General features: G+C 64.6%; 21 protein-coding genes and 1 pseudogene. 8 read left to right on the top strand and 14 right to left on the bottom strand.

Annotated features, from left to right (window positions below):
- Positions 1–33: 33 nt before the first annotated feature.
- The 7 genes from QJT78_RS14060 to QJT78_RS14030 all read right to left on the bottom strand — a co-directional run bounded on the left by QJT78_RS14060 (position 34) and on the right by QJT78_RS14030 (position 7792).
- Positions 34–1668, bottom strand: a complete 1635-nt coding sequence (locus QJT78_RS14060) for an alkaline phosphatase (protein WP_281460255.1) — start codon at positions 1666–1668, stop codon at positions 34–36.
- Between the two features lie 202 nt (positions 1669–1870).
- On the bottom strand, positions 1871–3208 hold the full coding sequence (gene argG / locus QJT78_RS14055) for an argininosuccinate synthase (RefSeq protein ID WP_281460254.1): 1338 nt from the start codon (positions 3206–3208) through the stop codon (positions 1871–1873).
- A gap of 93 nt (positions 3209–3301) precedes the next feature.
- On the bottom strand, positions 3302–4078 hold the full coding sequence (locus QJT78_RS14050) for a phosphatase PAP2 family protein (protein ID WP_028151928.1): 777 nt from the start codon (positions 4076–4078) through the stop codon (positions 3302–3304).
- Positions 4079–4132: 54 nt separating this feature from the next.
- Positions 4133–4627 carry a hypothetical protein gene (locus QJT78_RS14045; protein WP_028151929.1) on the bottom strand — a complete coding sequence of 165 codons (495 nt, stop codon included), beginning with the start codon at positions 4625–4627 and terminating at the stop codon, positions 4133–4135.
- Between the two features lie 151 nt (positions 4628–4778).
- A complete protein-coding gene (rlmN, locus tag QJT78_RS14040; protein ID WP_071908693.1) occupies positions 4779–5981 on the bottom strand; it encodes a 23S rRNA (adenine(2503)-C(2))-methyltransferase RlmN in 1203 nt (400 codons plus the stop codon).
- Positions 5982–6199: 218 nt separating this feature from the next.
- Positions 6200–6847: an invasion associated locus B family protein gene (locus tag QJT78_RS14035; protein ID WP_028152798.1), complete on the bottom strand. Its 648-nt coding sequence runs from the start codon at positions 6845–6847 to the stop codon at positions 6200–6202.
- Between the two features lie 105 nt (positions 6848–6952).
- Entirely contained in the window at positions 6953–7792 is an 840-nt protein-coding gene (locus tag QJT78_RS14030) for an SDR family oxidoreductase (RefSeq protein WP_028152799.1), read from the bottom strand.
- A gap of 240 nt (positions 7793–8032) precedes the next feature.
- On the opposite strand from QJT78_RS14030, the gene QJT78_RS14025 reads away from it, so the two are divergent.
- The 3 genes from QJT78_RS14025 (at position 8033) to QJT78_RS14015 (ending at position 11428) form a co-directional block, all read left to right on the top strand.
- A complete protein-coding gene (locus QJT78_RS14025; protein ID WP_028152800.1) occupies positions 8033–9007 on the top strand; it encodes an NADPH:quinone oxidoreductase family protein in 975 nt (324 codons plus the stop codon).
- Between the two features lie 396 nt (positions 9008–9403).
- On the top strand, positions 9404–10255 hold the full coding sequence (locus QJT78_RS14020) for a hypothetical protein (protein ID WP_038942292.1): 852 nt from the start codon (positions 9404–9406) through the stop codon (positions 10253–10255).
- Between the two features lie 18 nt (positions 10256–10273).
- Positions 10274–11428, top strand: coding sequence for a TAXI family TRAP transporter solute-binding subunit (locus tag QJT78_RS14015; protein WP_028152802.1), 1155 nt, complete (start codon positions 10274–10276; stop codon positions 11426–11428).
- A gap of 252 nt (positions 11429–11680) precedes the next feature.
- Here QJT78_RS14015 and QJT78_RS14010 read toward each other — a convergent pair whose 3' ends face one another.
- Both QJT78_RS14010 and QJT78_RS14005 read right to left on the bottom strand, forming a co-directional pair.
- Positions 11681–12073, bottom strand: a complete 393-nt coding sequence (locus QJT78_RS14010; protein WP_038942293.1) for a YkvA family protein — start codon at positions 12071–12073, stop codon at positions 11681–11683.
- Between the two features lie 90 nt (positions 12074–12163).
- On the bottom strand, positions 12164–12466 hold the full coding sequence (locus tag QJT78_RS14005; RefSeq protein ID WP_028152804.1) for a 4a-hydroxytetrahydrobiopterin dehydratase: 303 nt from the start codon (positions 12464–12466) through the stop codon (positions 12164–12166).
- A 151-nt stretch (positions 12467–12617) separates the two neighbouring features.
- Between QJT78_RS14005 and QJT78_RS14000 the strand changes: the two genes are divergently transcribed.
- Both QJT78_RS14000 and QJT78_RS13995 read left to right on the top strand, forming a co-directional pair.
- Positions 12618–14063, top strand: coding sequence for a TAXI family TRAP transporter solute-binding subunit (locus tag QJT78_RS14000; protein WP_028152805.1), 1446 nt, complete (start codon positions 12618–12620; stop codon positions 14061–14063).
- Between the two features lie 165 nt (positions 14064–14228).
- On the top strand, positions 14229–15770 hold the full coding sequence (locus tag QJT78_RS13995) for an alkaline phosphatase D family protein (protein ID WP_028152806.1): 1542 nt from the start codon (positions 14229–14231) through the stop codon (positions 15768–15770).
- A gap of 24 nt (positions 15771–15794) precedes the next feature.
- On the opposite strand, the gene QJT78_RS13990 is transcribed toward QJT78_RS13995, so the two are convergent.
- Positions 15795–16178: a response regulator gene (locus QJT78_RS13990; protein ID WP_028152807.1), complete on the bottom strand. Its 384-nt coding sequence runs from the start codon at positions 16176–16178 to the stop codon at positions 15795–15797.
- Positions 16179–16365: 187 nt separating this feature from the next.
- Between QJT78_RS13990 and QJT78_RS13985 the strand changes: the two genes are divergently transcribed.
- The 3 genes from QJT78_RS13985 (at position 16366) to QJT78_RS13975 (ending at position 20679) form a co-directional block, all read left to right on the top strand.
- Entirely contained in the window at positions 16366–17142 is a 777-nt protein-coding gene (locus QJT78_RS13985) for a Crp/Fnr family transcriptional regulator (RefSeq protein WP_028152808.1), read from the top strand.
- Positions 17143–17431: 289 nt separating this feature from the next.
- Positions 17432–19258, top strand: coding sequence for a translational GTPase TypA (gene typA, locus QJT78_RS13980; RefSeq protein ID WP_028152809.1), 1827 nt, complete (start codon positions 17432–17434; stop codon positions 19256–19258).
- Positions 19259–19431: 173 nt separating this feature from the next.
- Positions 19432–20679, top strand: coding sequence for an NAD(P)/FAD-dependent oxidoreductase (locus QJT78_RS13975; RefSeq protein ID WP_028152810.1), 1248 nt, complete (start codon positions 19432–19434; stop codon positions 20677–20679).
- Between the two features lie 92 nt (positions 20680–20771).
- Here QJT78_RS13975 and QJT78_RS13970 read toward each other — a convergent pair whose 3' ends face one another.
- From QJT78_RS13970 to QJT78_RS13955, 4 genes and pseudogenes are all read right to left on the bottom strand, one after another.
- Complete coding sequence (locus QJT78_RS13970) at positions 20772–21179, bottom strand: thiol-disulfide oxidoreductase DCC family protein (protein ID WP_028152811.1); 408 nt, start codon at positions 21177–21179, stop codon at positions 20772–20774.
- Between the two features lie 60 nt (positions 21180–21239).
- Positions 21240–22559, bottom strand: a complete 1320-nt coding sequence (locus QJT78_RS13965) for an SDR family oxidoreductase (protein ID WP_028152812.1) — start codon at positions 22557–22559, stop codon at positions 21240–21242.
- 8 nt (positions 22560–22567) lie between these two features.
- Positions 22568–23035, bottom strand: coding sequence for a DUF2269 domain-containing protein (locus tag QJT78_RS13960; RefSeq protein ID WP_028152813.1), 468 nt, complete (start codon positions 23033–23035; stop codon positions 22568–22570).
- A pseudogene (locus QJT78_RS13955) lies at positions 23032–23932 on the bottom strand (alpha/beta fold hydrolase). Before QJT78_RS13955 ends, QJT78_RS13960 begins: the two are co-directional and overlap by 4 nt.
- Positions 23933–23943 lie beyond the last annotated feature (11 nt).

Below are 23943 nucleotides of genomic sequence, written 5' to 3'. Positions count from 1 at the left end.
ACATAAACGTCCTGCCTGACCGGCTACTGCTGTTCAGCGGCGCTGACGGCGATCATCAGGTGGGGGAGTTTCAAGTGACCATACCCGGGGGATTTTGACCGACCCACGGGGGGCCTTGAAGGTCCCGTCGTCGCCCGCCTTGACGGTCGGCTCGTTGGGATTGTCGAGCTTCGGGCGGAACGTCTCGTAGTGGTCCGGCAGGCTGGCCGAGAAGATGGCGAGCCGGCGGCTCACATCGACACGTGACGGATAGCCCTCCGCATCCGGCGCCGGATAATTGGGAAATCCGGCCTGTTCATAGACGCCGACGCGCTCGCGCAGCGGCACGTTGGGCGTGGTGCCCATGTCGTCATTCACCGTGCCGACAAGGCTGTTGGGATGATTGTGGTCCGCCAAGACCAGGATGAGGGTGTCGTCGCCGCGCGCCCGCGCCCATTCGCGCGTCTGGCGCACCGCATTGTCGAGCATGATCGTGTCGTAGACCGCCCGCTCCATGTCGAGCAGGTGCGCATATTTGTCGATCAGTCCGGACTCGACCATCAGGAAGAAGCCGGTCTCGTTCTTCGAGAGGATGTTCAGCGCCGCCTGCACCTGCTCGGTCAAATCAGGCTGCTCAGGAAATTTCTTTACGCCGCCGCCTTTGAGGAATTTGCGGTCGAGCACGCCGTCCATGTTGCCGGTCGCGAACAGGCCGAGCAGCTTGCTTGTCTCCGGCTTTGCGGCAGAAGCGCCGAGCTCGCTCGCAGTCGTCGCGACCTGATAGCCTGCGTCGCGGAACTTCGCGATGTAGTCGGCCTCGTCCTTGCGTTTGGAGCCGGCCGCGGACTTCGGCAGAAAATTCGCGCTGCCGCCGCCCATCAGCACATCCGGCTTCGCCGCGAAGAACTGCTCGACGATCTCGTCATAGGCAGCGCGCCGGCGGGTGTGCGCAACCATCGCGGCCGGCGTCGCGTCTTCGATCTCGGTGTTGGTGACGACACCGATCGCCATGCCGTGCCGCCGCCTGGCAAGACTCGTGATGGTTTCGACGCGGGGATCGTCGAACGGGCTTGCGGTGCGGTCCGCATAGACGCCCAGGGCATTAACGGCGCTCTTGTGACCGGTCGCATAGGCGCTGGCCGAGTTCGCGGAGTCGGTGATGATCGAGTCCGAGCCGGCGGTCGCCACCAGCGCCATGTGGGGCATGTCGTCGATCGCGAGCTTGCCGCGGCTCTTGCCTTCCGCAATCCCCTTGGACAGGATTCGCGCCGCGACCCGATGCGCCGGCGACATGCCGTCGCCGATGAACAGGATGACGTTCTTCGCCTTGCGCGGACCGGTGTCGTAAACCGTCCATGCGACGCTGCGCTGCTGCGCGCCATCGCTGACATCCACCGTGACGGTGCCGGGCTTGGCCAGCGCGACGTCGCGCAAGATCAGCGCCGACTGGTCCTTGCCGTCCTCACGATCGATGAAGGTCCCGCTACGTCCGAACGCGGCAGCATAGTCCGCGCCGTTCACGGTCACCTTCAGCCTGGCCGGATCGACCGGCCCGGGAAACTCGACCTTGAAGTCGAACCGGACGCCGGCCAGGATCTCGGCACGATCGATCGGATAGATCGTCTGCGCCGACAGCGACGTTGTCCAACAGAGGACGATGAGTGAGGCGAGTGCCGATCCCTTGACCATGCGCGATGCTCCGCAATCCCGTTCACAACAGGAGCGGAACCCTAGCGATCGAGAATGACATCGTCATTAAGTCGCGCGCCGCCCGGTCGGGCGGCAAAAGGCCTCAGCGCGTAGCCCGGATGGAGCGAAGCGTAATCTGGGAATCTAGCGGCTGGGCGAGAGGCCCCGGATTTCGCTTCGCTCCATCCGGGCTACAAGAATATCAGCCCTTGTCGCTCTCGAGCCGGAAGATCTGCGAGCCTTCGCTGCCCGACAACAGACCGGTCTTCGAATAGAGACCGAGCTTGGTGCGCGTGTCGGCGATGTCGAGATTGCGCATGGTGAGCTGGCCGATACGGTCGGCCGGCGTGAATGCGGCGTCTTCCACCTTCTCCATGCTGAGCCGTTCCGGCGCATAGGTCAGGTTCGGGCTCTCGGTGTTGAGGATCGAATAGTCGTTGCCGCGGCGCAGCTCCAGCGTCACCTCGCCGGTGACGGCGCGTGCGACCCAGCGCTGCGCGGTCTCGCGCAGCATCAGGGCCTGCGAATCGAACCAGCGGCCCTGATAGAGCAGGCGGCCGAGGCGCATGCCGCTGATGCGGTATTGCTCGATGGTGTCCTCGTTGTGGATTCCGGTGACGAGGCGCTCATAGGCGATGTGCAGCAGTGCCATGCCCGGCGCTTCATAGATGCCGCGGCTCTTGGCCTCGATGATGCGGTTCTCGATCTGGTCGCTCATGCCGAGACCGTGACGGCCGCCGATGGCATTGGCTTCGAGGAACAGCGCGACGGGATCAGAGAAAGTCTGGCCGTTCAGCGCCGTGGGCTGGCCTTCCTCGAAACGCACGACGACCTTCTCGGCCCTGACGGCGCAATCGTCGCGCCAGAACGGCACGCCCATGATCGGGTTGACGATCTTGATGCCGCTGTCGAGGCTCTCGAGATCCTTCGCTTCGTGCGTGGCACCGAGCAGGTTGCTGTCGGTCGAGTACGCCTTCTCCGCGCTCATCTTGTAGGCAAAGCCCTGCGCGGTCATGAAAGCCGACATTTCGGCGCGGCCGCCGAGCTCGTCGATGAACTGCTGGTCGAGCCAGGGCTTGTAGATGCGCAAGGATGGATTGGTCAGCAGGCCGTAGCGGTAGAAGCGCTCGATGTCGTTGCCCTTGAAGGTCGAGCCGTCGCCCCAGATGTTGACGCCGTCCTCCTTCATCGCCGCGACCAGCATCGAGCCGGTGACGGCGCGGCCGAGCGGCGTGGTGTTGAAATAGGTGATGCCGCCGGTCGAGATGTGGAAGGCGCCCGACTGGATCGCGGCGATGCCTTCGTGGACGAGCTGCGTGCGGCAGTCGACGAGCACGGCCTTCTCGGCACCGAACGCCTCGGCCTTGCGCGGGATCTCGTTGTAGTCGGCTTCATCGGGCTGGCCGAGATTGGCCGTGTAGGCGTAGCAGCGCGCGCCCTTCTGCTTCATCCAGAGCAGCGCCGCGCTGGTATCGAGACCGCCTGAAAAAGCGATGCCGACTTTCTCACCCTTGGGCAGGCCTTTCAGGATCGTGGTCATGGGGCTTCCAATCGGGTCTCAAGGGGCTGATGGCGTTTGTGGGTTGACCGCGCGAATATCAAATTTCGCACGCCTCGGCACGCATTTAATGGCTCAAATCGACGGCTCGGGGCCTGTCTTGCGGCCGAACAGGCGCTGGCGCCGCCGGTAGGCGGGCATGTTCAGCCGGGTCAGGGCGGCATCGACCGCCTCGTCCGAGAACCGGGTCCGCGGCCAGCGGTAAATCAGCGCGTAGGCGAACCAGATCACGACGAAGGTGACGAGGCCAGCGATCGAGACATCGGTGAAGAAGTGGCCGCCGAAGGCCATCCGCAGCCCGCTGGTGACCATGCCGAATACAACCGCACCGGCATAGGCGAGCGGCCGCCATGCCGGCGGCGCCAGCGCAGCCGGCGCCAGCGTCCAGAACGCGGTCGCGCCCTCGCCCGAGAAGAACGAGCAGTTGCGCGCGCAATCGCCGCGCGGATCCCACCACGGCACGAATTGCTGGTCGCCGGCAAACTCAGTCACCACCACCGGACGCGGCCGTCCCCAATAGGTCTTGAAGGTGAGATTGGTGAGGATGCCCGCCGACATGATGATGGTGACCAGCAGGAACACGATCGCGCGCCCCGATACCATCAAGGGACGGTCGGGTCGGATCATCTTGACCACAAGCGCGACCAGCGGCGGCAGCACGAATGCCCAGGCGACCCACATGGCGGCGTCGCGCGCGAAGCCCGCCCACTCATTCAGCTTGAGCGGAAACGTCTTCGTCTCGGGATCGAAGAACAACGCGGCGAGCTTGAGATCGAGCTCGGGATAGAGGCCGAAAACGACGCCGATCACGAGCCACAGCGCCAGGGCGATGAAGAGTCCAGTCCGGTTCATGGCGCGCGGTTTAGCGGAGTGGGGAGGAGATGAAAACCCCGGAAGCGGCGCGACTCATCGCGCATCCGGCCGCGAATTCGACGGCAGCGGCGGAGGCGGCTTGCGCGGGGGCGGCGGGATGCGCCAGGCGCCGGCGTTGCGGCCGGCGATCAGCCAGTAGACCACGCCGGCGACGATCCCCGCGCCGGTCATGATCTCCAGATGACGCCGCACGATGCCTTCGAACTGGAGCGTATCGGAGTGAAAGGGAATGAGGCCGAGATAGCAGGCGAGACCGACAAGGCCGCCGCCGGCGGCATAGGCCAGTGCGCTGCGGATGTAGAGCGCTTCGGTGATCGCGACGATCACCGCGGCCGGAACCAGCGCAAAGCCCGAAACGAAGATGAAGCCGAAGCCGAGAAGGATGTCGATCGCGCCCTGATCGACGGGACCGGCGCCGAGATCGGCGAACTCCGGAAACAGCAGCGCGACGACCACGATCATGCCGCCAACGAAGCAGGCAGCGAGAAAGCCAATGAAGATAACGATGAGGCGGCCGATCAGGGACATGAGATAAGCAGGTTGCCGATCGACGATGTCGCCACGCTCTCAGCCGTCATGCCCGGGCTTGCCCCGGGCATCCACGACTTTCTCGCTTGCGGCTCGGCGTGGATGGCCGGGTCAAGCCCGGCCATGACGAGAGTGCGCAGGGCACGCATCCTCAATCCGTCATCGCCATGGCGCGCAGCGCCTGACGTTCGCGGGCCGAGAGCTTCTCGGTCTCCGACTTGAGCTGGCCGCAGGCGGCGAGGATGTCGCGGCCGCGCGGGGTGCGCACCGGCGAGGAATAGCCGGCATTGAAGATGTATTCGGAGAATTTTTCGATCTGGTCCCAGTCCGAGCATTCATAGGCCGTGCCGGGCCAGGGATTGAACGGGATCAGATTGATTTTTGCGTGGATGCCCTTGAGCAGCTTCACCAGCAGTTTCGCATCGTCGAGCGAATCGTTGACGCCCTTGAGCATCACATATTCGAAGGTGATGCGGCGTGCATTCGAGGCGCCGGGATAGTCGCGGCAGGCCTGCAATAGCTCCTTGATCGGATATTTGCGGTTGAGCGGCACGAGCTCGTTACGCAGCTCGTCGCGCACGGCATGCAGCGAGATCGCGAGCATCACGCCGATCTCGTCGCCCGCGCGCACGATGTTCGGCACCACGCCCGAGGTCGACAGCGTGATGCGGCGACGGGAGATGCCGATGCCTTCATTGTCGCCGACGATGAGCAGCGCGTCGCGCACCGCGTCGAAATTGTAGAGCGGCTCGCCCATGCCCATCATCACGATGTTGGTGACGCGGCGCGTGCCGTCCTCGCGATCGGCCCAGTCATTGAGGCGGTCGCGCGCGACCATCACCTGTCCGACGATCTCGCCGGCTGTGAGGTTGCGCACCAGCCGCTGCGTGCCGGTGTGACAGAAGGAGCAGTTCAGCGTGCAGCCGACCTGGGAGGAGACGCAAAGCGTGCCGCGATCGGTCTCGGGGATGTAGACGCACTCGACTTCATGGGCTCGCTCGACATTGTCGCCGCTCGGCAGCCGCAGCAGCCATTTGCGGGTGCCGTCGTTGGAGATCTGCTCGGCCACGACTTCGGGACGATCGACGGTGAAGTGCTGCGCGAGCTCGGCGCGAATGCCCTTCGAGATCGACGTCATATCGTCGAAGCTTTGGGCGCCGCGGAAATAGAGCCAGTGCCACAGCTGCTGGACGCGCATCTTGCGCTGCGCGGGCGCGACGCCGATCTCGCCGAGGCGGTCGGCTAGCTCGCTGCGCGACAGGCCGATCAGCGAGGGCCTTGCCGGCGGCACATAGGTTTCGAGCGGAGTCTTCTCCACCAGTATTGCGTTGTGCGGCTCGGTCGTCGGTTGCATTGGTTGCCTGATATCTCTCGTCATGCCCGGGCTTGTCCCGGGCATCCACGTTCTGTTCCACCCATTGCTAGCGCGTGGATGGCCGGGACATCTGGTGCGAAGACGCGCTTCGCGCTTTAGCCCGGCCATGACGGCTACACCTTTGGGATACCCTTATATAGCAACCGGAACCGCCGATTGCGACCGTGATGCGGCCCTCAGGCTTAACGCCGGCAGTCCTACCGCCGGCAATCCTGGGCGATCCGGTCGAGCGCCTGGGCCAGGCCCTTCAGCGAGAACGTATCGGTCGTCTCCGTGCCCTTGGCCGAGACACCCTTGACCACGAGATCGGCGGATTTGCGCATGGCTTCGACCATCCGCTCTTCCTCGGCCGCGTTCTTGATCCAGAGGCCGTCGCCCTGCGTGTACATCGCGAAAGCGGCGCCGCCGACCTCGACCGAGGATTCCGAGCCCGGCTTCAGCGCATAGCCGATCATGACCGAGACTTCGTTGTTCACCTTTTCCGCCGGCCGGGTCGAAACGAAGGCATAGGCGGGATCGCGCGGGCGGTTCGGCGGGTTGGTCTTCGACGATGATGGCTTCGCCAGCGCGAAGCAGACCTTCTTGCCGTTGGGGGTAGCCGAATAGGCGCCCCAGGTGCCGAACTGGCCGATCAGGGTCGGCTCCGCGCCGCCCGCAACCGCGGCGGCTGGACCCGCCGGCTTGCTCTCGGGCTTTGCTGCTGACTTTGCAGCCGGATTGGCCGCCGGTGCAGCCGCCTTTGGTGCGGCTTTGGGCGCCGGTTGCGCCGTCTGCGCCCGCGCGGAATCGGTGATTCCCACGGCAATAACGCCCGTCATCAAGGCTAAAATCAGCACCCGCCACATGCTGGAGTGGTTCCCTCAATATTGTGACTGGAAGATGGCCCGGCCGCGCTTTGTCCCCCGGCAGGGATAACCGGGAAAGTCCAATTTGGGAAGGCAGTTAGCGGCTCAGCCTTTGGATCGCGCAGCGCGCTGCTCGGTCCATTGCGCGTCGGTCCAGCGCAACAAATCCTCGGCGCCGGAACTGCGCAAATGCGCGCCACCGTCGATCACGACCATCTCGCCATTGATGTAACCGGCACGGTCCGAGACCAGGAAGCTGGCGAGGTCGGCAAGCTCACTGTGCTCGCCGGTGCGCCCCATCGGGTTGCGGGCGGTCCAGCCCTCGTCGCGGCCCTCGGGACGGAGCTGTCCCGAGGCGCCCGCGGTCGGGAACGGGCCCGGGGCGATCGCGACGGTGCGGATGCCCTTCGGGCCCCACTCGACCGCGAGACTCCTGGTCATCGCCAGCACTGCCGACTTCGCCATCGCCGAGGGAACCGTGAAGGCGCGGCCGGTGATGGTGGAGGTCGAGAGGATAGAGAGCACGACACCGCCATGCTTGCCGTCGATCCAGCGCTTGCCGGCGGCGAGCGTGCAATACATCGCACCATGCAGCGTCGGCGCGAGGATCGCGTCCGCGGCGCGAAACGACAGATGCTCGCTCTGCGCGATGAAGGTTGCGGCAGCGTTGTTGACGAGAATATCGAGCGGCGCCTCGCGCCAGATCGCGTCCATCATGCTCTCGACGGCCGCGCCGTCGCGAATATCGCAAGCCATCGTCGTGACCTTGCCGCCGGTCTGCGCGCGCATCTCGCTCGCCGTCGCTTCCAGCCGGTCGAGCTTGCGGCCACAGATCACGAGTTCGGCGCCTAGCGCGAGGAAGCGGTGTCCCATCGCCGCGCCGAGGCCGGAGCCGCCGCCGGTGACGAGGATGCGCTTGTCCCTGAGCAGACCTGTTTCAAACATCGTTTGAATCCTCTTTCCACGTAAGCCGTCATTGCGAGGAGCGAAGCGACGAAGCCATCCAGACTATTTCCGCGGGACGGACTCTGGATTGCTTCGCTTCGCTCGCAATGACGAGGATAAGCCGGCGCGTAGCCTCAGACAAAGAATCTGGATTGTCGCCCGTGCCTAAATCCGGCAAAACCCAATCAACTATAATTCCGCTCGAAACGCCCAGTGCTTACTTCTCAAGAAGGTGCCGCCATGAAAGCCATCCTCTGCTCGCAATATTGCCAGCCCGATGATCTCGTGCTTGCCGACGTGCCGGATCCGGTGGCAGGTCCCGGCGAAGCGGTGATCGCGATCAAGGCGGCGGCGCTGAACTTCTTCGACATCCTTATGATTCAGGGCAAGTACCAGATCAAGCCGCCGTTCCCGTTCTCGCCCGCTGCCGAAGTCGCCGGCGTGATCGAGAGCATCGGTCCCGGCGTGACTGATCTGAAGGTCGGCGATCGCGTCGTCGCGTCCTGCGGCCACAACGGCGCGCGCGAAAAGATCGCGCTGCCGGCGGCATCGATCGTGAAGATTCCCGACAATCTCGACTATGACCGCGCGGCCGGCATCATCATCATCTACGGCACCGCGCTTCATGCGCTGGAAGACCGCGCGAGCCCGACGCCGGGCGAGACGCTCGCGGTGCTGGGCGCGGCCGGCGGCACCGGCTTGGCCGCCTGCGAGCTCGGCAAGCTGATGGGCCTGAAGGTGATCGCCTGCGCCTCGTCGGACGAGAAGCTCGAATTCGCGAAAGCGCATGGCGCCGAGCTGACGCTCAACTACGGCAAGGAAGATTTGAAAGAGGGCCTGCGCAAGCTCACCGGCGGCAAGGGCGTCGACATCATCTTCGATCCGGTTGGTGGCGCCTATGCCGAGCAGGCACTGCGCTCGATCGCCTGGGAAGGCCGCTTCCTGGTCATCGGTTTTGCCGCCGGCGACATTCCGAAGATGCCACTGAACCTCGCGCTGCTGAAGGGCTGCGACATCCGTGGCGTATTCTGGGGCGCGTGGACCCGGCTCAACCCGGCCAAGAACCGCGCCAATCTCGAGAAGCTCGTGAAGTGGACCGCGGAAGGAAAGATTTCCTCGCATGTCGACCGCACCTTCCCGCTGGCACAAACCGCCGACGCACTGAAGGTCTTGGCGGGACGCCAGGCCATGGGCAAGGTGATCCTGCATCCGTGATCATGTGAGCGGCGGCGCTTGCCTGCCACACACACTCGCCACATTTGCGACCGTCGTCGCCCGCCTTTCTGCGCAATTGCGTACTGAGGCGGGCGGTCCAGATTTCAGAGACGCCAGAGATTTCAGCCGAGACGCCGCGGCCCACTGGATGCCCCGGGGTCAAAGCCAGCGGAGTCTGGGAAAACCTTCCTCAACCATCACCGCCAAAATCGTGGTGCATTCCTTCGCTCCGCCTCAATCAAACCCAAATACTTCCTAATTCGCGCAAACCGTCGTCGTTTTTTGGGCTGATTCCAACGGCGTCTTACCGGTTCCATTTGCGGGACACTTTGGACAAAAGCAAGAAGACTGAAGCCGAATTGCCCCTGCGTTGCGTTAGTAATGGGGAGCATGACCATGGAGACGACGGCACATCGCCCGTCGAAGGAGTCGAGGGCATTCGACTCCGATCGAGACACGTCACATCCGCCGACCGCGTCCTTTATCCGTGCGCGCGCCGATGTATCGCAGGACGATCCAATTCCACTCTTCCTGTCCGATCCGCTCGGTGCGCCGGACCCACGCGAATATGCGCCCGTTGAGGTGCGCTCCAGAATTGTCCCGCGCGTTCTCGCCGCCGTTCTGACGGCATCCACCCTGGCAATTCTGGTTACACTGTATCAGTCCGACTTTCGCGGCCTCTTCCCCGCCAATGCCGTTAGCTGGATGGGCATCGCGCCGGAGCAAGCCATGGCGTCGGCCAACACGCCGGCCATGACGCAGAGCTCGCTGAAGGATTCGGACCGCGCGACCAACACGAGGCTGGCGAGCGCCGACACGCAGGTTCTCCCTGCACCGACAACGCCGAGCCGCGAAGCGATCGCGACCGCCTATCAGACGGCGCTGCAAGCCCAGGCACCCACACCTGCGCCCGCACCCGTCGCGGCGCCGCCGGCGCCCACTCCGCCCGCCAAGACGCTAGCCAAGACGCTCGATGCCGACACGCTGGCCGGGCTGATGACACGCGCGAAGAGCCTGTTGAGGATCGGCGACATTGTTGCAGCCCGCCTGCTGCTCGAGCGCGCGGCCAATGCACAGGATGCAACGGCCGCGTTTCTGCTGGCGCAGACCTATGACCCGGCCGTGCTGGGCACCAGCGACGCGCGGAGCATCGCCGGCGACGCGACCGTCGCGCGTGACTGGTACCAGAAGGCCGCGGCACTCGGATCGGCGGAGGCGCGGCAGCGCCTCGCTCAGCTTCAGAACTAGAACTTTTCAGAGGGTATCATGCGTAACGCTTTGGGAATGGCGGTTGCCGCCATCATGACGATTTGCGCCTTCGCGGCACGCGCCGAGCAGACCGAGTACGATCCGGCCAAGGTCTCGGACGGCCTGAAGGCCATCTTCCAGTTCGGCTCGACCTCGACCAAGCAGTCGCTGAACGCCAATACGGTCACGCTGATCACCGGCACGATCGGCGGCACCTACGTGCAGTTCGGCGCCGACCTCGCCTCCGTGCTCGACGACGGCAACAAGATCCGCGTGCTACCGATCGTCGGCCGCGGCTCGGTGCAGAGCGTCGCCGACATTCTGTTCCTGCAAGGCGTCGATCTCGGCATCGTGCGGGCGGACACGCTCGACTATCTCGAGCGCAAGGGCTTTGCCAAGGACATCAAGAAGCAGTTCACCTATGTGACCAAGCTCTACAATGAAGAGATGCAGGTGATCGCGCCGAAATCGGTCGCGACGCTGAAGGATCTCGAGGGCAAGAAGGTCAGCGTCGATCTGCCCAATGGCGGGACCTTCGTCACCGCGCTGACGGTGTTCGAACGGCTCGGGATCAAGGCGAACTTCGTCTATGTCGAGCAGCGCATCGCGATGGAGAAGCTGAAAGCCGGCGAGATCGACGCCGTCATCGTGGTCGGCGGCAAGCCGTACAAGTCAGTGTCGACCTTCAGCAATGACGGCCGCTTCCACCTCGCGGGGGTCGACTATGCAAAGCCGCTCCAGAGCGACTATCTGCCGGCGACGCTGACCGCCAAGGACTATCCGAACCTGATCAAGGAAGGCGAGAACGTGGACACCATCGCGGTGCCGGCGGTGCTCGCGGCCTACAACTGGGCGCCCAACACCGACCGTTACCGTAAGCTTGCGCTGTTCGTGGATGCGTTCTTCACGAAATTCCCGACCCTGCAGAACCCGCCTTTCCATCCCAAGTGGAAGGAAGTCTCGCTCCCGGCACCTCTGACGGGCTGGAACAGATTGCCGGTGGCGCAGCAATGGCTCGACAAGCACGGCGTCGAACCGGTGACCCGGGAGCGCTTCGAGGCGTTCCTCAAGCAGAACCCCGCGGCCCAGAAGGTGTCCGACGCAGACAGGGAAGCGCTGTTCAAGCAATTCCAGGCGTGGGACGCGGGGAACGCGCGGGCGGAGAAGAAGTAACGAGCGGCATTGCGGCCGATGGTGTCGCAAGCGGCACCCACACACTCGCTCTCATCGCCCGGCTTGACCGGGCGATCCAGTACTCCGTGACGTCAGTGATTGAATCGAGAGGCCGCGGCGTACCGGATTCCCCGCCTGCCACCTACGCTAAAGCTTCGGCTGCCCTGGACCGCAACCCCGGCGAAGCCTTGGCGTGGCCGGGTCGCGGGGAATGACAGCGGTGGGCGTGGCTACGGCGTGTAGCCACAACGCCTACTGCGCCGCCTCCGCACCATCCACCCCACGCTTCCCACGCTTCAGCACGGCGCGGGCGGCTTCGCGGTGCTCCGTCGTGATGTGGCTGGCGACCATGCGGATGGCGGTGGCGAGCACGGCGGCGTCATCGGTGAAGCCCAGGATCGGCATCACGTCGGGGACGAAATCGAACGGCAGGATGAAATAGGCGATCGCCCCGAGCAGCGAGGCCTGGACATGGCGCGGCGTCTGCCGGTCGAACGCACAGTAATAGGCCGCGAGCAGGTCTTCCGCGAACGGCAATTGCGCGGCGACACGCTTCAGCTTGCGCCAGAAACGGCGGCGCACGCTCTCACGATCCTCCGCGAGCCGATCGGCCGGCTCGAAGCCGACGCTGTGTTCGGCAGCCATGTTCGACAAACTCCCCGTTCAGCCAGGGCGGCAGATGGCCGCATCTCCTGCTGATCACAACATGGGGACGCAGCCGATCCTCGCAAGGTGTCAGGTAGCTGTCAGCTTGGCGATCGTGTTCATCGTCCTGGCGAGCTCGATGTCGAGCTTGGTGACACCGCCGGCGTCATGGGTCGACAGCACCACCTCCACCGTCTTGTAGACGTTGCGCCATTCGGGGTGGTGATCCATCTTCTCGGCAACCAGCGCCGCGCGGGTCATGAACCCGAACGCCTCGTTGAAATCCTTGAAGACAAAGGTCTTCCCGATGGCGTCGCGGCCCTGAACCTCGGTCCAGCCCGGTATGGCGCCCAGTGCCTGCTTGCGTGCTTCCGGCGTCAGCCGCTCTGCCATGATCGCCTCCATTTTCAGGGGAACTTTACCCTAACACCGTGCATATGGCCCTGGTTCAGACCGGATTTCGTCGATCCGCTAACCATGACGGAGATGTAACCCCTCGGGACAAGAAATTTGCTATGATTGCAGGCGTAAATCGCCGGCCAAGATGAAACTGAGCCTCAAGCGCCTGTTTGGGAGATCGATGACCGGGGGATTGGACCTGGCCGAAGCGCCCACCCCGCCTTCGCCGCGATCAGCGGCGCGGAGGACGGCGCTCGTGTCTCTGGCGCTGCTGCTTGCGATCATCGGCGCGCTGGTCGGCGGCTACTATTTCGCGATGCGGCCGGTGACGCTGAAGATCGCGGTCGGTCCGGCCAATAGCGACGACCTCAAGGTGGTGCAGGCGCTGACGCAGGCTTTCGCGCAGCACAAGAGCTTTGTGCGGCTACGCCCGATCCAGACCGACGGCGCCACCGCCAGCGCCGATGCGCTCGCGGAAAACAAGGTCGATCTCGCCATCGTGCGCGGCGACGTCGACGTGCCGAAGAACGCGCAAGCCGTCGCGACCCTGCGCAAGAACGTCGTGGTGCTGTGGTCCGTGCCCGGCAAGGGCAAGAAGAAGGGCGCGAAGATCACCAAGATCGCGCAGCTCGCCGGCCATCGCGTCGGGGTGATCGGCCGAACCCAGGCCAACGTCAATTTGCTCAAGGTGATCCTCCAGCAATACGGCGTCGATCCCGCCAAGGTCGAGGTCATACAGTTCCCGGCCAATGAAGCCGCCGAGGCGATCAAGGCCCAGAAGGCCGATGCCTATCTCGCAGCCGGCCCCGTCAACAGCAAGATCACGTCGGATGCGATCGCGGCCTCCGCCAAGGACAGCGGCACGCCGACCTTCCTCGCGATCGATTCCGCGGACGCGATCGCGCAAAACCATCCCGTCTACGAAGCATCGGAGATTCCCGCCGGCACCTATGGCGGCTCGCCCGATCGCCCCGATGACGAGGTCAAGACCATCAGCTTCTCGCACCACATCGTGGCGCGCAAAGGCGTGTCCGATACCACCATCGCGGCGTTCACGCGCCAGCTCTTCGCCGTGCGCCAGCAACTGGTGGCGGAATTCCCGATGGCGGCGAAGATCGAGACGCCCGACACCGACAAGGATGCGGTGATCCCCGTGCATCCGGGCGCCGCCGCCTTCGTCGACGGCGAGGAAAAGACCTTCCTCGACAAATACAGCGATTACATCTGGTGGACCCTGATGGCGCTCTCGGCGATGGGCTCGATCGGCGCCTGGTTCGCGGGCTACCTGAAGAAGGACGAGCGCGACAACAACAGCCATTTGCGCGACCGCCTGTTCGACATGATCGCGGCGGCGCGCAAGAGCGAGACGACCGACGAGCTCGACCAGATGCAAACCGAGGCTGACGAAATCTTGCGCGACACGCTGCGCTGCTTCGATCACGGCGCGATCGAGGAGGGCGGGCTCACCGCCATCAACATCGTGCTCGACCAGTTCCACGCAGCCGTCGCCGACCGCAAGGCCGTGCTGTTTGCCATGCCGCAAAGCCTGCAGCGCGCAGGCGCGCAATTCAGGGCCGCCGGCAACGCGTAAGCGCTTGCCGCGTTATTGCTGCGTCATACTGTCTCAGTATAGCTTTCGCTGTCATTCCGGAGCGCGCGCAGTGCGAGTCCGGAATCTCGAGATTCCGGGTCCGGTCGCTCGGACCGTCCCGGAATGACGACGCGAGATGCGCACGAGACAAAAAGCGAAGCCGCCATGAACATCAAATTCTCCCGCCGCCGCTTCCTCACCACCGGCGCCGGCGCACTCGGCGCGATCGCGATGCCCCATCTCTCGCGCGCGGCCGACCGGCCGGCGGTTACGCATGGTGTGCAGTCCGGCGACGTCACGGTCGACGGTGGCGTGGTCTGGGCGCGCACTGACCGGCCATCGCAGATGCTGGTCGAGGTGGCCACGACCGAGTCCTTCAAGGATGCCCGCGCGCTGCCGCCGATCGCGGCGCTGCCGGAGAGCGACTTCACCGCGAAGATGCTGATCGAGAACCTGCCGGGCGGACAGAACATCTTCTATCGCGTCCGCTTCCGCGATCTCTCGCATACCGCGATCGAGGGCGAGCCGGTGGTCGGCCGCTTCCGCACCGCGCCGGCCGACCGTCGCGACGTCAGCTTCGTCTGGGGCGGCGACGTTGCAGGGCAAGGCTGGGGCATTAATCCCGATGACGGCGGCATGTTCACCTTCTCCGCGATGCGCAAGCATCGCCCGGATTTCTTCCTACATTCCGGCGACACGATCTATGCCGACGGTCCGATCGAATCCGAGGTGAAGCTCGCCGACGGCAAGATCTGGAAGAACGTCACAATCCCCGAGAAGGCCAAGGTCGCGGAGACGCTGGACGAGTACCGCGCCGCGCACAAATACAATCTCACCGACGACAACGTCCGCGCCTTCAATGCCGAGGTGCCGATCTTCGTGCAGTGGGACGACCACGAGGTGACCAACAACTGGTCGCTGTCGAAGGAGTTGCCGGCGTCCTACAAGGTGCGCGACATCTCGCTGCTGGCAGCCCGCGCGGGCCGCGCCTTCCACGAGATGTATCCGATGCGGGAGAGCATCGTTGAGCCGGGCCGGGTCTATCGCCAGATCTCCTACGGCCCGCATCTCGACGTGTTCATGCTCGACGAGCGCAGCTATCGCGGCCCGAACGGCGCCAATCTCGAAACCGCTTACGGGCCCGCCAGCTACTTCCTCGGCCCGGACCAGATCGCCTGGCTCAAGCGCGGCCTTCTGAATTCGCGCGCGACCTGGAAGGTGATCGCCTCCGACATGCCTATCAGTCTCGTCGTGTCGGACACGCCGAAGGGCGGATCGGAAGCCATTGCGCAGGGCGACGGCCCGGTGCGCGGCCGCGAGTTCGAGATCGCCGACATCCTGCGCTTCATCAAGATCGCGCCGATCAACAACACGGTGTGGCTGACCGCGGACGTGCACTACGCCGCCGCGCATTATTACGATCCGAACAAGGCGCAATTCCAGGAGTTCGAGCCGTTCTGGGAATTCGTCTCGGGCCCGCTGCATGCGGGCACCTTTGGTCCAAATGCGCTCGACAACACCTTTGGGCCCGAGGTGCGCTTCGTCAAAGCGCCGGGCAAGGACAACCAGAACCTGCCGCCGTCCGCAGGCATGCAATTCTTTGGTCACGTCAAGATCGACGGCGCATCCGGCCAGATGACGGTGACCTTGCGCGACCGCGCCGACGTCGCGCTGTGGTCGACCACGCTCGATCCGAAATCTGTCTGAAGCCGGGAGAACGCCGACGGGCGATCAGGATCCGCGCGAGCGCAGCGCGGCCTCCAGCGCATCGCTCGAGCACGGCTTTTGCAGCCGCGGCCGCGTCTTGAATTCGGGAGCGATCCGAGCCTCGGCACCGTAGCCCGTCACGAAGACGAAGGGAATCTGCGCCGCCGCCAGCCGGTCGGCGACGGCAAAGCTTTTCTCGCGGCCGAGCTCGACGTCGAGCAGCGCGAAATCCGGCGCGCGCGCTGCGATCGCCGCCAGCGCCTGCGCCACCGACCCCACGGTGCGAACGCTCTTCACGCCAAATCCGAGCAGGCGATCCTCGAAATCGATCGCAATGATCGGATCGTCCTCAACGATCAGAACATCGGCGGGCATGCCGGCGGAGCCGTCCGGGGGAGCAGGTATCATGATGCTGGATATCGAGGGCTGCATGTTCTTACCGATCAAGGACAGCCTCATCCCGACGCCTGCGCCCAGCGCATCGGAGGGTTCCCGGAACGAAACTCACCACAGAACAGTTTTCACGTCTGTCCACTTGTGCACATAGCCCATGATCGGACCTCGCTAGTGTTGAAAGGAGAGCAGGGGATTTACGATGGACGCGCGTATCAGCAAGACAACCGAAGTCGGCAGCCGGCCGGCCAACAATCTGCTGCGGCGCTTGAGCCCGGCTGACTACGCGCTGCTGGCACCCCACGTCACCCTGGACACCGCCGGGCCCAACGAGCTGCTCTACAGTCCCGGCGACGATGTCCAGGTCGTGCACTTTCCCTGCGGGCCGTCGCTCGCGACATTTCTCGTTCCCAATGAGGACGGCCGCGACGTCGAGACCATCCTGGTCGGACGCGAGGGCGCAGTGGGCGGCATCGTCAGCGAGGGATTTTTGCCGGCCTATACCCGCATCTGCGTGAAATTCGGCGGACCATTCGCGCGCATTCACGTCGCCAAGCTGGACGCTGCCAAGATGCGCTCGGCCTCGCTGCGCAACATCTTCGCCCGCTATGCCGACTGCATGCTGGCGCAGATGTTCCAGTCCACCGCCTGCAACGCCATCCACTCTATCGAACAGCGTACGGCAAAGTGGATCATTGCGGCGATGGAGCGGACCGGCGACGAGAGCAGCGTGCCGCTGACGCATGAGCAACTCGCGACGCTGCTCGGGGTCGGCCGCAGCTATGCGAGCCGCGTGCTCCAGTCGTTCAAGGCCGAGGGCGTGCTCGATACAAGACGCGGCGCGATCCTGGTCCGCAATCTCGACGGCCTGCGCCTGCGCGCCTGCCTGTGCAACGACGCGGTGAAGATGCACTTCGAGGAGGTGCTGCGAGGGGTCTATCCGACCGAGGAGACCGGCCCCGGCTCGGCGCAGGGCTGATCGAGGCCCCGTCCCCGAGCAAAGGCCGGTTTGGTGCTGGATTTACCCTAACCCCCGGAGATTCCCGGACAAAATTCAGTCAACCAACCAGCAAAGAACACATTGTTTTTTGGCGGTTTTTGCATATATTGCGCCGCAACGCGTAGGGTGCCTGGTCGAGATGGCCGGGCGGCCCTTTTTGGGCGGAAAGCGCCCGTTTCCAGTCTTCCAGCGTTGTTTCGAGAAGAGGTCCCGGTCCGACCGGCGAGATCGCGCTTAACCCATTGTCCGACCGCAAAGAAGCTCACTCATGAACCTCCGTAACGTCGCCATCATCGCCCACGTCGACCACGGCAAGACGACCTTGGTCGACAAACTCCTCCAGCAATCCGGTACGTTCCGCGAGAACCAGAAGGTGACGGATCGCGCCATGGACTCCAACGATCTGGAGCGTGAGCGCGGCATCACCATCCTGGCCAAGGCGGCCTCGGTGCAGTGGAAGGACACCCGCGTCAACATCGTCGACACCCCCGGCCACGCCGATTTCGGTGGTGAGGTCGAGCGCATCCTGAACATGGTGGACGGCGCTCTGGTGCTGGTCGACGCCGCCGAAGGCCCGCTGCCGCAGACCAAATTCGTGGTCTCCAAGGCGCTCAAGGTCGGCCTGAAGCCGATCGTCGTCATCAACAAGGTCGACCGCCCCGACGCGCGCCCGACCGAAGTCATCAACGAGGTGTTCGACCTGTTCGCGGCGCTCGACGCCAGCGAGGAGCAGCTCGACTTCCCGATCCTGTACGGGTCGGCCAAGCAGGGCTGGATGGCCGAAAGCCCCGAAGGGCCGCAGGACAGGGGCATGGAGCCGCTGTTCGACCTGATCCTGCGCCACGTCGCGCCACCGACGGTCGAGCAAGGGCCGTTCAGGATGATCGGTACCATCCTGGAGGCCAATCCCTATCTCGGCCGCATCATCACCGGCCGCATCTCGTCCGGCGTGCTCAAGCCGAACCAGCAGGTCAAGGTGCTGCATGCCGACGGCAAGCTGGTCGAGTCCGGGCGTATCACCAAGATCCTGGCATTCCGCGGCCTCGAGCGCACGCCGCTCGATGAAGCCGAAGCCGGCGACATCGTCGCCATTGCCGGCCTGACCAAGGGCACCGTCGCCGACACCTTCTGCGATCCGACCGTCGAGGTGCCGCTGCCGGCGCAGCCGATCGACCCGCCGACCGTGTCGATGTCATTCATCGTCAACAACTCCCCGCTCGCCGGCACTGAAGGCGACAAGGTGACGAGCCGCATGATCCGCGACCGTCTGCTGCGCGAAGCCGAAGGCAACGTCGCGCTGCGCGTCGTCGAAGCCTCCGACAAGGACGCGATGGAAGTCTCGGGCCGCGGCGAATTGCAGCTCGCGATCCTGATCGAGACCATGCGCCGCGAAGGTTTTGAGCTCTCGGTGTCGCGCCCGCGCGTCGTCTATCAGAAGGACGAGGCGACCGGCGCCACCATGGAGCCGATCGAGGAAGTCGTGATCGACGTCGACGAGGAGCATTCCGGCGTCGTCGTGCAGAAGATGAGCGAGCGCAAGTCCGAGCTGGTCGAGATGAAGCCGTCCGGCGGCAACCGCCTGCGCCTGGTGTTCTACTCGCCGACCCGCGGCCTGATCGGCTACCAGGGCGAACTGCTCACCGACACCCGCGGCACCGCGATCATGAACCGCCTGTTCCACGGCTATGCGCCCTACAAGGGCGAGATCCAGGGCCGCCGCAACGGCGTGCTGATCTCCAACGACCAGGGCGAGGCAGTCGCCTACGCCATGTTCAAGCTGGAAGACCGCGGTCCGATGATGATCGAGCCGGGCTGGAAGGTCTACAAGGGCATGATCGTCGGCGAGCACACCCGCGACAACGATCTCGAGATCAACGTGCTCAAGGGCAAGCAGCTCACCAACATCCGCACCACGTCGAAGGACGAAGCGGTGCGCCTGACCCCGCCGATCCGCATGACGCTGGAAAAGGCGCTCGCCTATATCGAGGACGACGAACTCGTCGAGGTGACCCCGAAGTCGATCCGCCTGCGCAAGAAGCACCTCGACCCGAACGAGCGCAAGCGCGCGGAAAAGTCCAAGGAAGCGGTGGCGTAAGCTACCGCTCTCAACGCTGTCATGCCCCGGCTTGACCGGGGCATCCAGTACGCCGCGGCTTATCGGTTCAACCACAAATGTCTCTGGAATACTGGATCACCCGCTTCCGCGGGTGATGACAGCTGTGCGCGTGGCGACTTCAGCACACCCAGCGAACGTGCTAGAGCCCGCTGATGACCTCCCTGCCCTCCTCCGTCAACGTCGCGATCATCGGCGCCGGCGCAGCCGGCCTCGGCGCGGCGCATGCGCTGGCTGGCTCCGGCCTCTCCGTGATCGTGCTGGAGGCGCGCGACCGGATTGGCGGACGTGCCTGGACCGTGCAGGCCTCGCCTGAGGTGACCTTCGACGTCGGCTGCGGCTGGCTGCACTCGGCCGACAAGAATTCCTTCGTCGGAATCGCCAAGCAGCTCGGCTTCGAGGTCAACAAGGACTTGCCGCCCTGGCGCGAGCGCGCCTTCGGCAACGCGTTTCCGCAGGTCGAGCGCGACGATTTCATGCGCGCGATGGACGCATTCTACGAGCGGCTGTGGCAGGCCGCGCAAAAGGGCAAGGACGAGCCCGCAAGCCTGAGCCTCGATCCGGGCAATCGCTGGAATCCCATGATCGACGCGGTCTCAACCTACATCAACGGCTGCGAACTGAAGGACATGTCGACGCTGGACTGGGACGCCTACGAGGACAGCGACCTCAACTGGCGCGTCCGCCGTGGCTATGGCGCGCTGGTCGCGGCCTATGGCGCCCCCTGCCCGGTGGCCCTGAGCTGCAATGTCACGCTGATCGATCATTCCGGCCAGCGCCTCCGCATCGAGACATCGCAGGGTACGCTGACCGCCGACAAGATGATCGTCACCGTTCCGACCAATCTCATCGCCGATGAGGCGATCCGCTTCTCACCGCCGCTGCCCGCCAAGGTCGATGCGGCAGCCGGCCTGCCGCTCGGCGTCGACGACAAGGTGACGCTGGCGCTCGACGATGCAGAAGCCTTTCCGAAAGAAGGCAATCTGCGCGGCGCCACCATGCGCACCGAGATGGGCACCTATCACATCCGCCCGTTCGGACAACCCTGCATCGAAGGCTTTTTCGGCGGCAGCTTTGCCCGCGAGCTGGAAGACGCCGGCGACGGCGCCATTGCCGCACACAGCATCGACGAGATCGCAGGCTTTCTCGGCAACGACATCAGGCGCAAGCTGAAGCCGCTGTACGAGTCGCGCTGGGCGCACGACCCCTTCGCGAGAGGATCCTACTCGCACGCGCTGCCGGGGCATGCTGGTGACCGCGCGATACTGGCGGCGCCGGTGGATGGGCGGCTGTTCTTCGCGGGCGAAGCGACGTCGCCAAGCTTCTTCACGACGGCGCATGGGGCCAGGGACAGTGGGGAGCGGGCGGCGAGGGAAATGCTCGCGGCTCTGCGCAATCCTTAACTGCAAACTTCGTCATTGCGAGCGTAGCGAAGCAATCCAGAATCTTTCCGCGGTGACAGTCTGGATTGCTTCGCTGCGCTCGCAATGACGAATCACTCGATCACCCGTGCCCGCAAATCAGCATCCGGCACGAAGCAGGCATCGTACTTCCCGAAAATCCGGTAGCGGTTGCGCGCGATGAGGCTGTAGACGGGGTCCCGCAGCGGCTTCGGTACCGCGAACAACGCGCGCACCCAACTCCATCCTGGCAGATGCGACAGCACGGTCAGCGCGGCGTCGGACTTCATAAAGACCTCGCCGTCATGGACCACGGCATTGGTGTCGGGATCGTCAGGATCGATGCCAAACGTACGTGCAAGCCGCGCCCCGTAATCCGACTGGATCGGTGTGAAGCGAAAGCGCCTCGCCGTGTCGCGCTTGGCGACGAAGCGGACCCAGCGCGAGCAGAAGATGCAGACGCCGTCGAACAGGATCACGTCATCGTCGGGCCATTTGCTCATCAGTCTCTCTATCTTACGCGTTTTCTTCACGCGAACCGGGATTCGCTTCGCTCGAAAGCGCTATCGATTATCCAGCATCAGCAGCGCGACCAGCATCAGCACGATGGCCGGCCCTGTCTTCACCAGCGCGCCGAGCGGCTCGATCCAGAGGTCGGGCGTGAGGATCCCCGCGCCAACCATATAGCCGAGCGAGGCGACGATGCCTGCGACCAAACCGATCGCCGCGGTGCGGCGGAAGGCGATCAGCGCGCCGATGCTCATGTCCATCAGGCTGGTGCCGATGGTGATGGGATCGACCAGCGCGGGCGGGAAGTTGTGCACACTCAAAATTCCGGCGGCGGCGTGGTAGGAGATGAACAGTGCGATGAAGCCGGAGACGAGCCAGAACGCGGCCAGGCTGGCGAAGATCAGCGCCTTGATCAGGAACAGCCGCGCGAACCATTTGTCCTGGATGGTGGCGGGATGGCGCCCGATCGTCTCGGTCAACGTCTTCGGCGCGATGCCCGTGGCGGCAATCCAGGCGGAGGGATCGCCGGTCACGCCGCGGCGCAGCTCGGCGATGGCCGTGGAGCGCATCGGCGGCATCCAGCCGAGATAATTGGCGAGATCGCCGATCTTCGCGCCGAGATCGAGCATAAAGGACGGCATCGCGAGGCGCGGCCAGCCGGCCGTGCCGAAGGCGTGGCGGAACTGTTTGATGACGCCGGCCATGGTGACCGGCTCGGCCTGCATCAGGTCCCACGTCACGGCTTTGACGGAGGCGTCGTCGATATCGCGCGCGGCGAGCCAGGCGATGGTGGCCGAAATGTCCTCGACGGCGACGGACTGGAATGGCGTCGACATCTCCTTCTGCGGCAGGTCGAGCGGGAAGGCGGCGAGCGCACGCAGCATGGCGCTGCCGCCATAGGCTGACGGTGCGACGACGAAGCCGGGCCGCAGGACAGCATGGGGAATGCCGGAGGCTGCGATCAGGCGTTCGGCCTCGCGCTTGGTCGTCGCGAAGGCGGTACGATCCGCCTCCGCGGTCCCGGGGATCGAGATGTGCACCAGCCGGATCGCGCGGCCGCTATCGGCGATCGCCTGAAGCAGGCGCGCGACGAAATCGCGATGCACCGCGCTCGTGTCGCTGCCGGGACCATCCTGGAGCACGCCGAGACAGTTCACGACGACGTCGACGGCGTGCTCGCGGAAGAGGCGCATCAGCGCGGCTACATCGAGCGACAGGATCGGCTGCTCGATGTCCAGTGCGCTCATCTTCTGCGCGGGCGACAGGCTGCGTGCGATGCCGACCACGCGAAATCCCCGCACGCGCAGATCGTCGGTGACGAAGCGCCCGATCAGGCCGGAGGCGCCGAGCACAAAAACGGTTCGCTGGGTCATCGCATCTCTCAAAACGGTTTCGCGATCATCAGCCACAGGATCAACATCGTCGCGCCGAAGCCGGGGAAACCAAACGCGAACCAGTGGCGGTAGAGCACGAAGTAGCGTTCAGGCAGAGCGCCGCGCTGCTCGGCCGCCTTGCGCGCGAGATCTCGCATCTCGATCTGCATGAAGATGACGGGGACCCAGAACAGGCCCGCAAAGACGTAGAGCCCAAGCGAGGCCAGCAGCCAGCGTTCCGTGATCGGCATGGCCGAAAGCATCATCAGCAGGCCGCCCGTCACCGGCTGGAGGATCACGGCCGACAGCGTGAAGATCGCATCCGCAATCACCACCACCGAAGCGGTGCGCGCGATGAATTCGGCGTCGTTCGTGCGATGTGCCATCAGCATGAAGAAAGCGATGCCGGTCCCGGTGCCGAGAATGACGATGGCACCGAGCACATGGAGGTATTTGACCAGGAGATATAGCGTCATGGCTTCTTGGTGGCCGTGGGTTTGGCCTGGTTCAGCGCAAGCCCGAGCTCGCGGCTGGCGGCTTTGACGCCGGCTTCGCTCTCGATCATCCAATGCCCCTCGCTGCCGACGGCCGGCAATGTGCCGAAATCCACCTTGCCGCCTCCACCGCGAAACGCATCCGCCAATTGCCGCGAGAACGCCGGCGCGAAATAGCTGTCATTGGTCGCCACGAGCCATGTGACGGGAATGCGCGCCGCCTTGCCGAACTCGGCCGCAGCGGCGAGAAGCGTCTGCGGCGCGCAGATCCGGTTCGGTTCGTCATTGGCGTGGCCACCGCGCCCCGGCGCAAGCGCAATGATCGCAGAGATCGCATTCGGATCGGCGTTCGTGAGCGCCAACGCCCCCCCAACCGCCGGCGGAATGGCCGAGTACGACGACGGAGTCTTGGCGAACGAAATCCTGCTTTCGCAAGAAATCCAGCGCGAGCGAAATTTCGGCGGCCGTCGCGCGACCCGAACGCGCGTAATCCGCCTCGTCGCAGCCGCCCTGGTCCTCGACATAGCGGCCGCCGGTCGCACCATGGCCGAGCCGCTCCGGCACCAGCACGGCGAAGCCGCGTGCGACCAGAAACGCGACCAGCGCGCGGTATTCAGGCTGCGGCATTTGCGCCCGACGCAGCACATTCTGCGTCGAGGCATGTGCGATCACCGCAAGCCGGAACGGACCGGCGCCGACGGGGCGAAACAGCAGCGCATGCGCGGCAATGTCGGTATCCGGCGATGGCACGCGCCATTGTTGCCGGCGAAACGGCTCGCCCTCCTCACCCGATGACCCAAACGTGACCTGCGCGCACAGAGGCGACGCCATCAACAAGGCCAGCACAGGCAGGAGGGCGAAGATGTTGAAGAGGCGCATGAATTGCCGCA

Origin of the sequence: Bradyrhizobium sp. Mp27 (genome assembly GCF_029953005.1) — a bacterium.
Classification (GTDB): domain Bacteria; phylum Pseudomonadota; class Alphaproteobacteria; order Rhizobiales; family Xanthobacteraceae; genus Bradyrhizobium; species Bradyrhizobium barranii.
This window is presented reverse-complemented; position numbering and strand designations above follow the sequence as displayed.

What these genes read in the sequence shown, in the direction of transcription:
- QJT78_RS14035 (WP_028152798.1), bottom strand. Translation starts at nt 6,847, where the DNA reads ATGTGGCGGGTGCTGATTTTAGCCTTGATGACGGGCGTTATTGCCGTG.
- QJT78_RS14050 (WP_028151928.1), bottom strand. Translation starts at nt 4,078, where the DNA reads ATGAACCGGACTGGACTCTTCATCGCCCTGGCGCTGTGGCTCGTGATC.
- QJT78_RS14030 (WP_028152799.1), bottom strand. Translation starts at nt 7,792, where the DNA reads ATGTTTGAAACAGGTCTGCTCAGGGACAAGCGCATCCTCGTCACCGGC.
- QJT78_RS14025 (WP_028152800.1), top strand. Translation starts at nt 8,033, where the DNA reads ATGAAAGCCATCCTCTGCTCGCAATATTGCCAGCCCGATGATCTCGTG.
- QJT78_RS14020 (WP_038942292.1), top strand. Translation starts at nt 9,404, where the DNA reads ATGGAGACGACGGCACATCGCCCGTCGAAGGAGTCGAGGGCATTCGAC.
- QJT78_RS13990 (WP_028152807.1), bottom strand. Translation starts at nt 16,178, where the DNA reads ATGATACCTGCTCCCCCGGACGGCTCCGCCGGCATGCCCGCCGATGTT.
- QJT78_RS13985 (WP_028152808.1), top strand. Translation starts at nt 16,366, where the DNA reads ATGGACGCGCGTATCAGCAAGACAACCGAAGTCGGCAGCCGGCCGGCC.
- QJT78_RS14010 (WP_038942293.1), bottom strand. Translation starts at nt 12,073, where the DNA reads ATGGCTGCCGAACACAGCGTCGGCTTCGAGCCGGCCGATCGGCTCGCG.
- QJT78_RS14005 (WP_028152804.1), bottom strand. Translation starts at nt 12,466, where the DNA reads ATGGCAGAGCGGCTGACGCCGGAAGCACGCAAGCAGGCACTGGGCGCC.
- QJT78_RS14015 (WP_028152802.1), top strand. Translation starts at nt 10,274, where the DNA reads ATGCGTAACGCTTTGGGAATGGCGGTTGCCGCCATCATGACGATTTGC.
- QJT78_RS14060 (WP_281460255.1), bottom strand. Translation starts at nt 1,668, where the DNA reads ATGGTCAAGGGATCGGCACTCGCCTCACTCATCGTCCTCTGTTGGACA.
- QJT78_RS13960 (WP_028152813.1), bottom strand. Translation starts at nt 23,035, where the DNA reads ATGACGCTATATCTCCTGGTCAAATACCTCCATGTGCTCGGTGCCATC.
- QJT78_RS14045 (WP_028151929.1), bottom strand. Translation starts at nt 4,627, where the DNA reads ATGTCCCTGATCGGCCGCCTCATCGTTATCTTCATTGGCTTTCTCGCT.
- rlmN (WP_071908693.1), bottom strand. Translation starts at nt 5,981, where the DNA reads ATGCAACCGACGACCGAGCCGCACAACGCAATACTGGTGGAGAAGACT.
- QJT78_RS13970 (WP_028152811.1), bottom strand. Translation starts at nt 21,179, where the DNA reads ATGAGCAAATGGCCCGACGATGACGTGATCCTGTTCGACGGCGTCTGC.
- QJT78_RS13965 (WP_028152812.1), bottom strand. Translation starts at nt 22,559, where the DNA reads ATGACCCAGCGAACCGTTTTTGTGCTCGGCGCCTCCGGCCTGATCGGG.
- typA (WP_028152809.1), top strand. Translation starts at nt 17,432, where the DNA reads ATGAACCTCCGTAACGTCGCCATCATCGCCCACGTCGACCACGGCAAG.
- QJT78_RS13975 (WP_028152810.1), top strand. Translation starts at nt 19,432, where the DNA reads ATGACCTCCCTGCCCTCCTCCGTCAACGTCGCGATCATCGGCGCCGGC.
- QJT78_RS14000 (WP_028152805.1), top strand. Translation starts at nt 12,618, where the DNA reads ATGAAACTGAGCCTCAAGCGCCTGTTTGGGAGATCGATGACCGGGGGA.
- argG (WP_281460254.1), bottom strand. Translation starts at nt 3,208, where the DNA reads ATGACCACGATCCTGAAAGGCCTGCCCAAGGGTGAGAAAGTCGGCATC.
- QJT78_RS13995 (WP_028152806.1), top strand. Translation starts at nt 14,229, where the DNA reads ATGAACATCAAATTCTCCCGCCGCCGCTTCCTCACCACCGGCGCCGGC.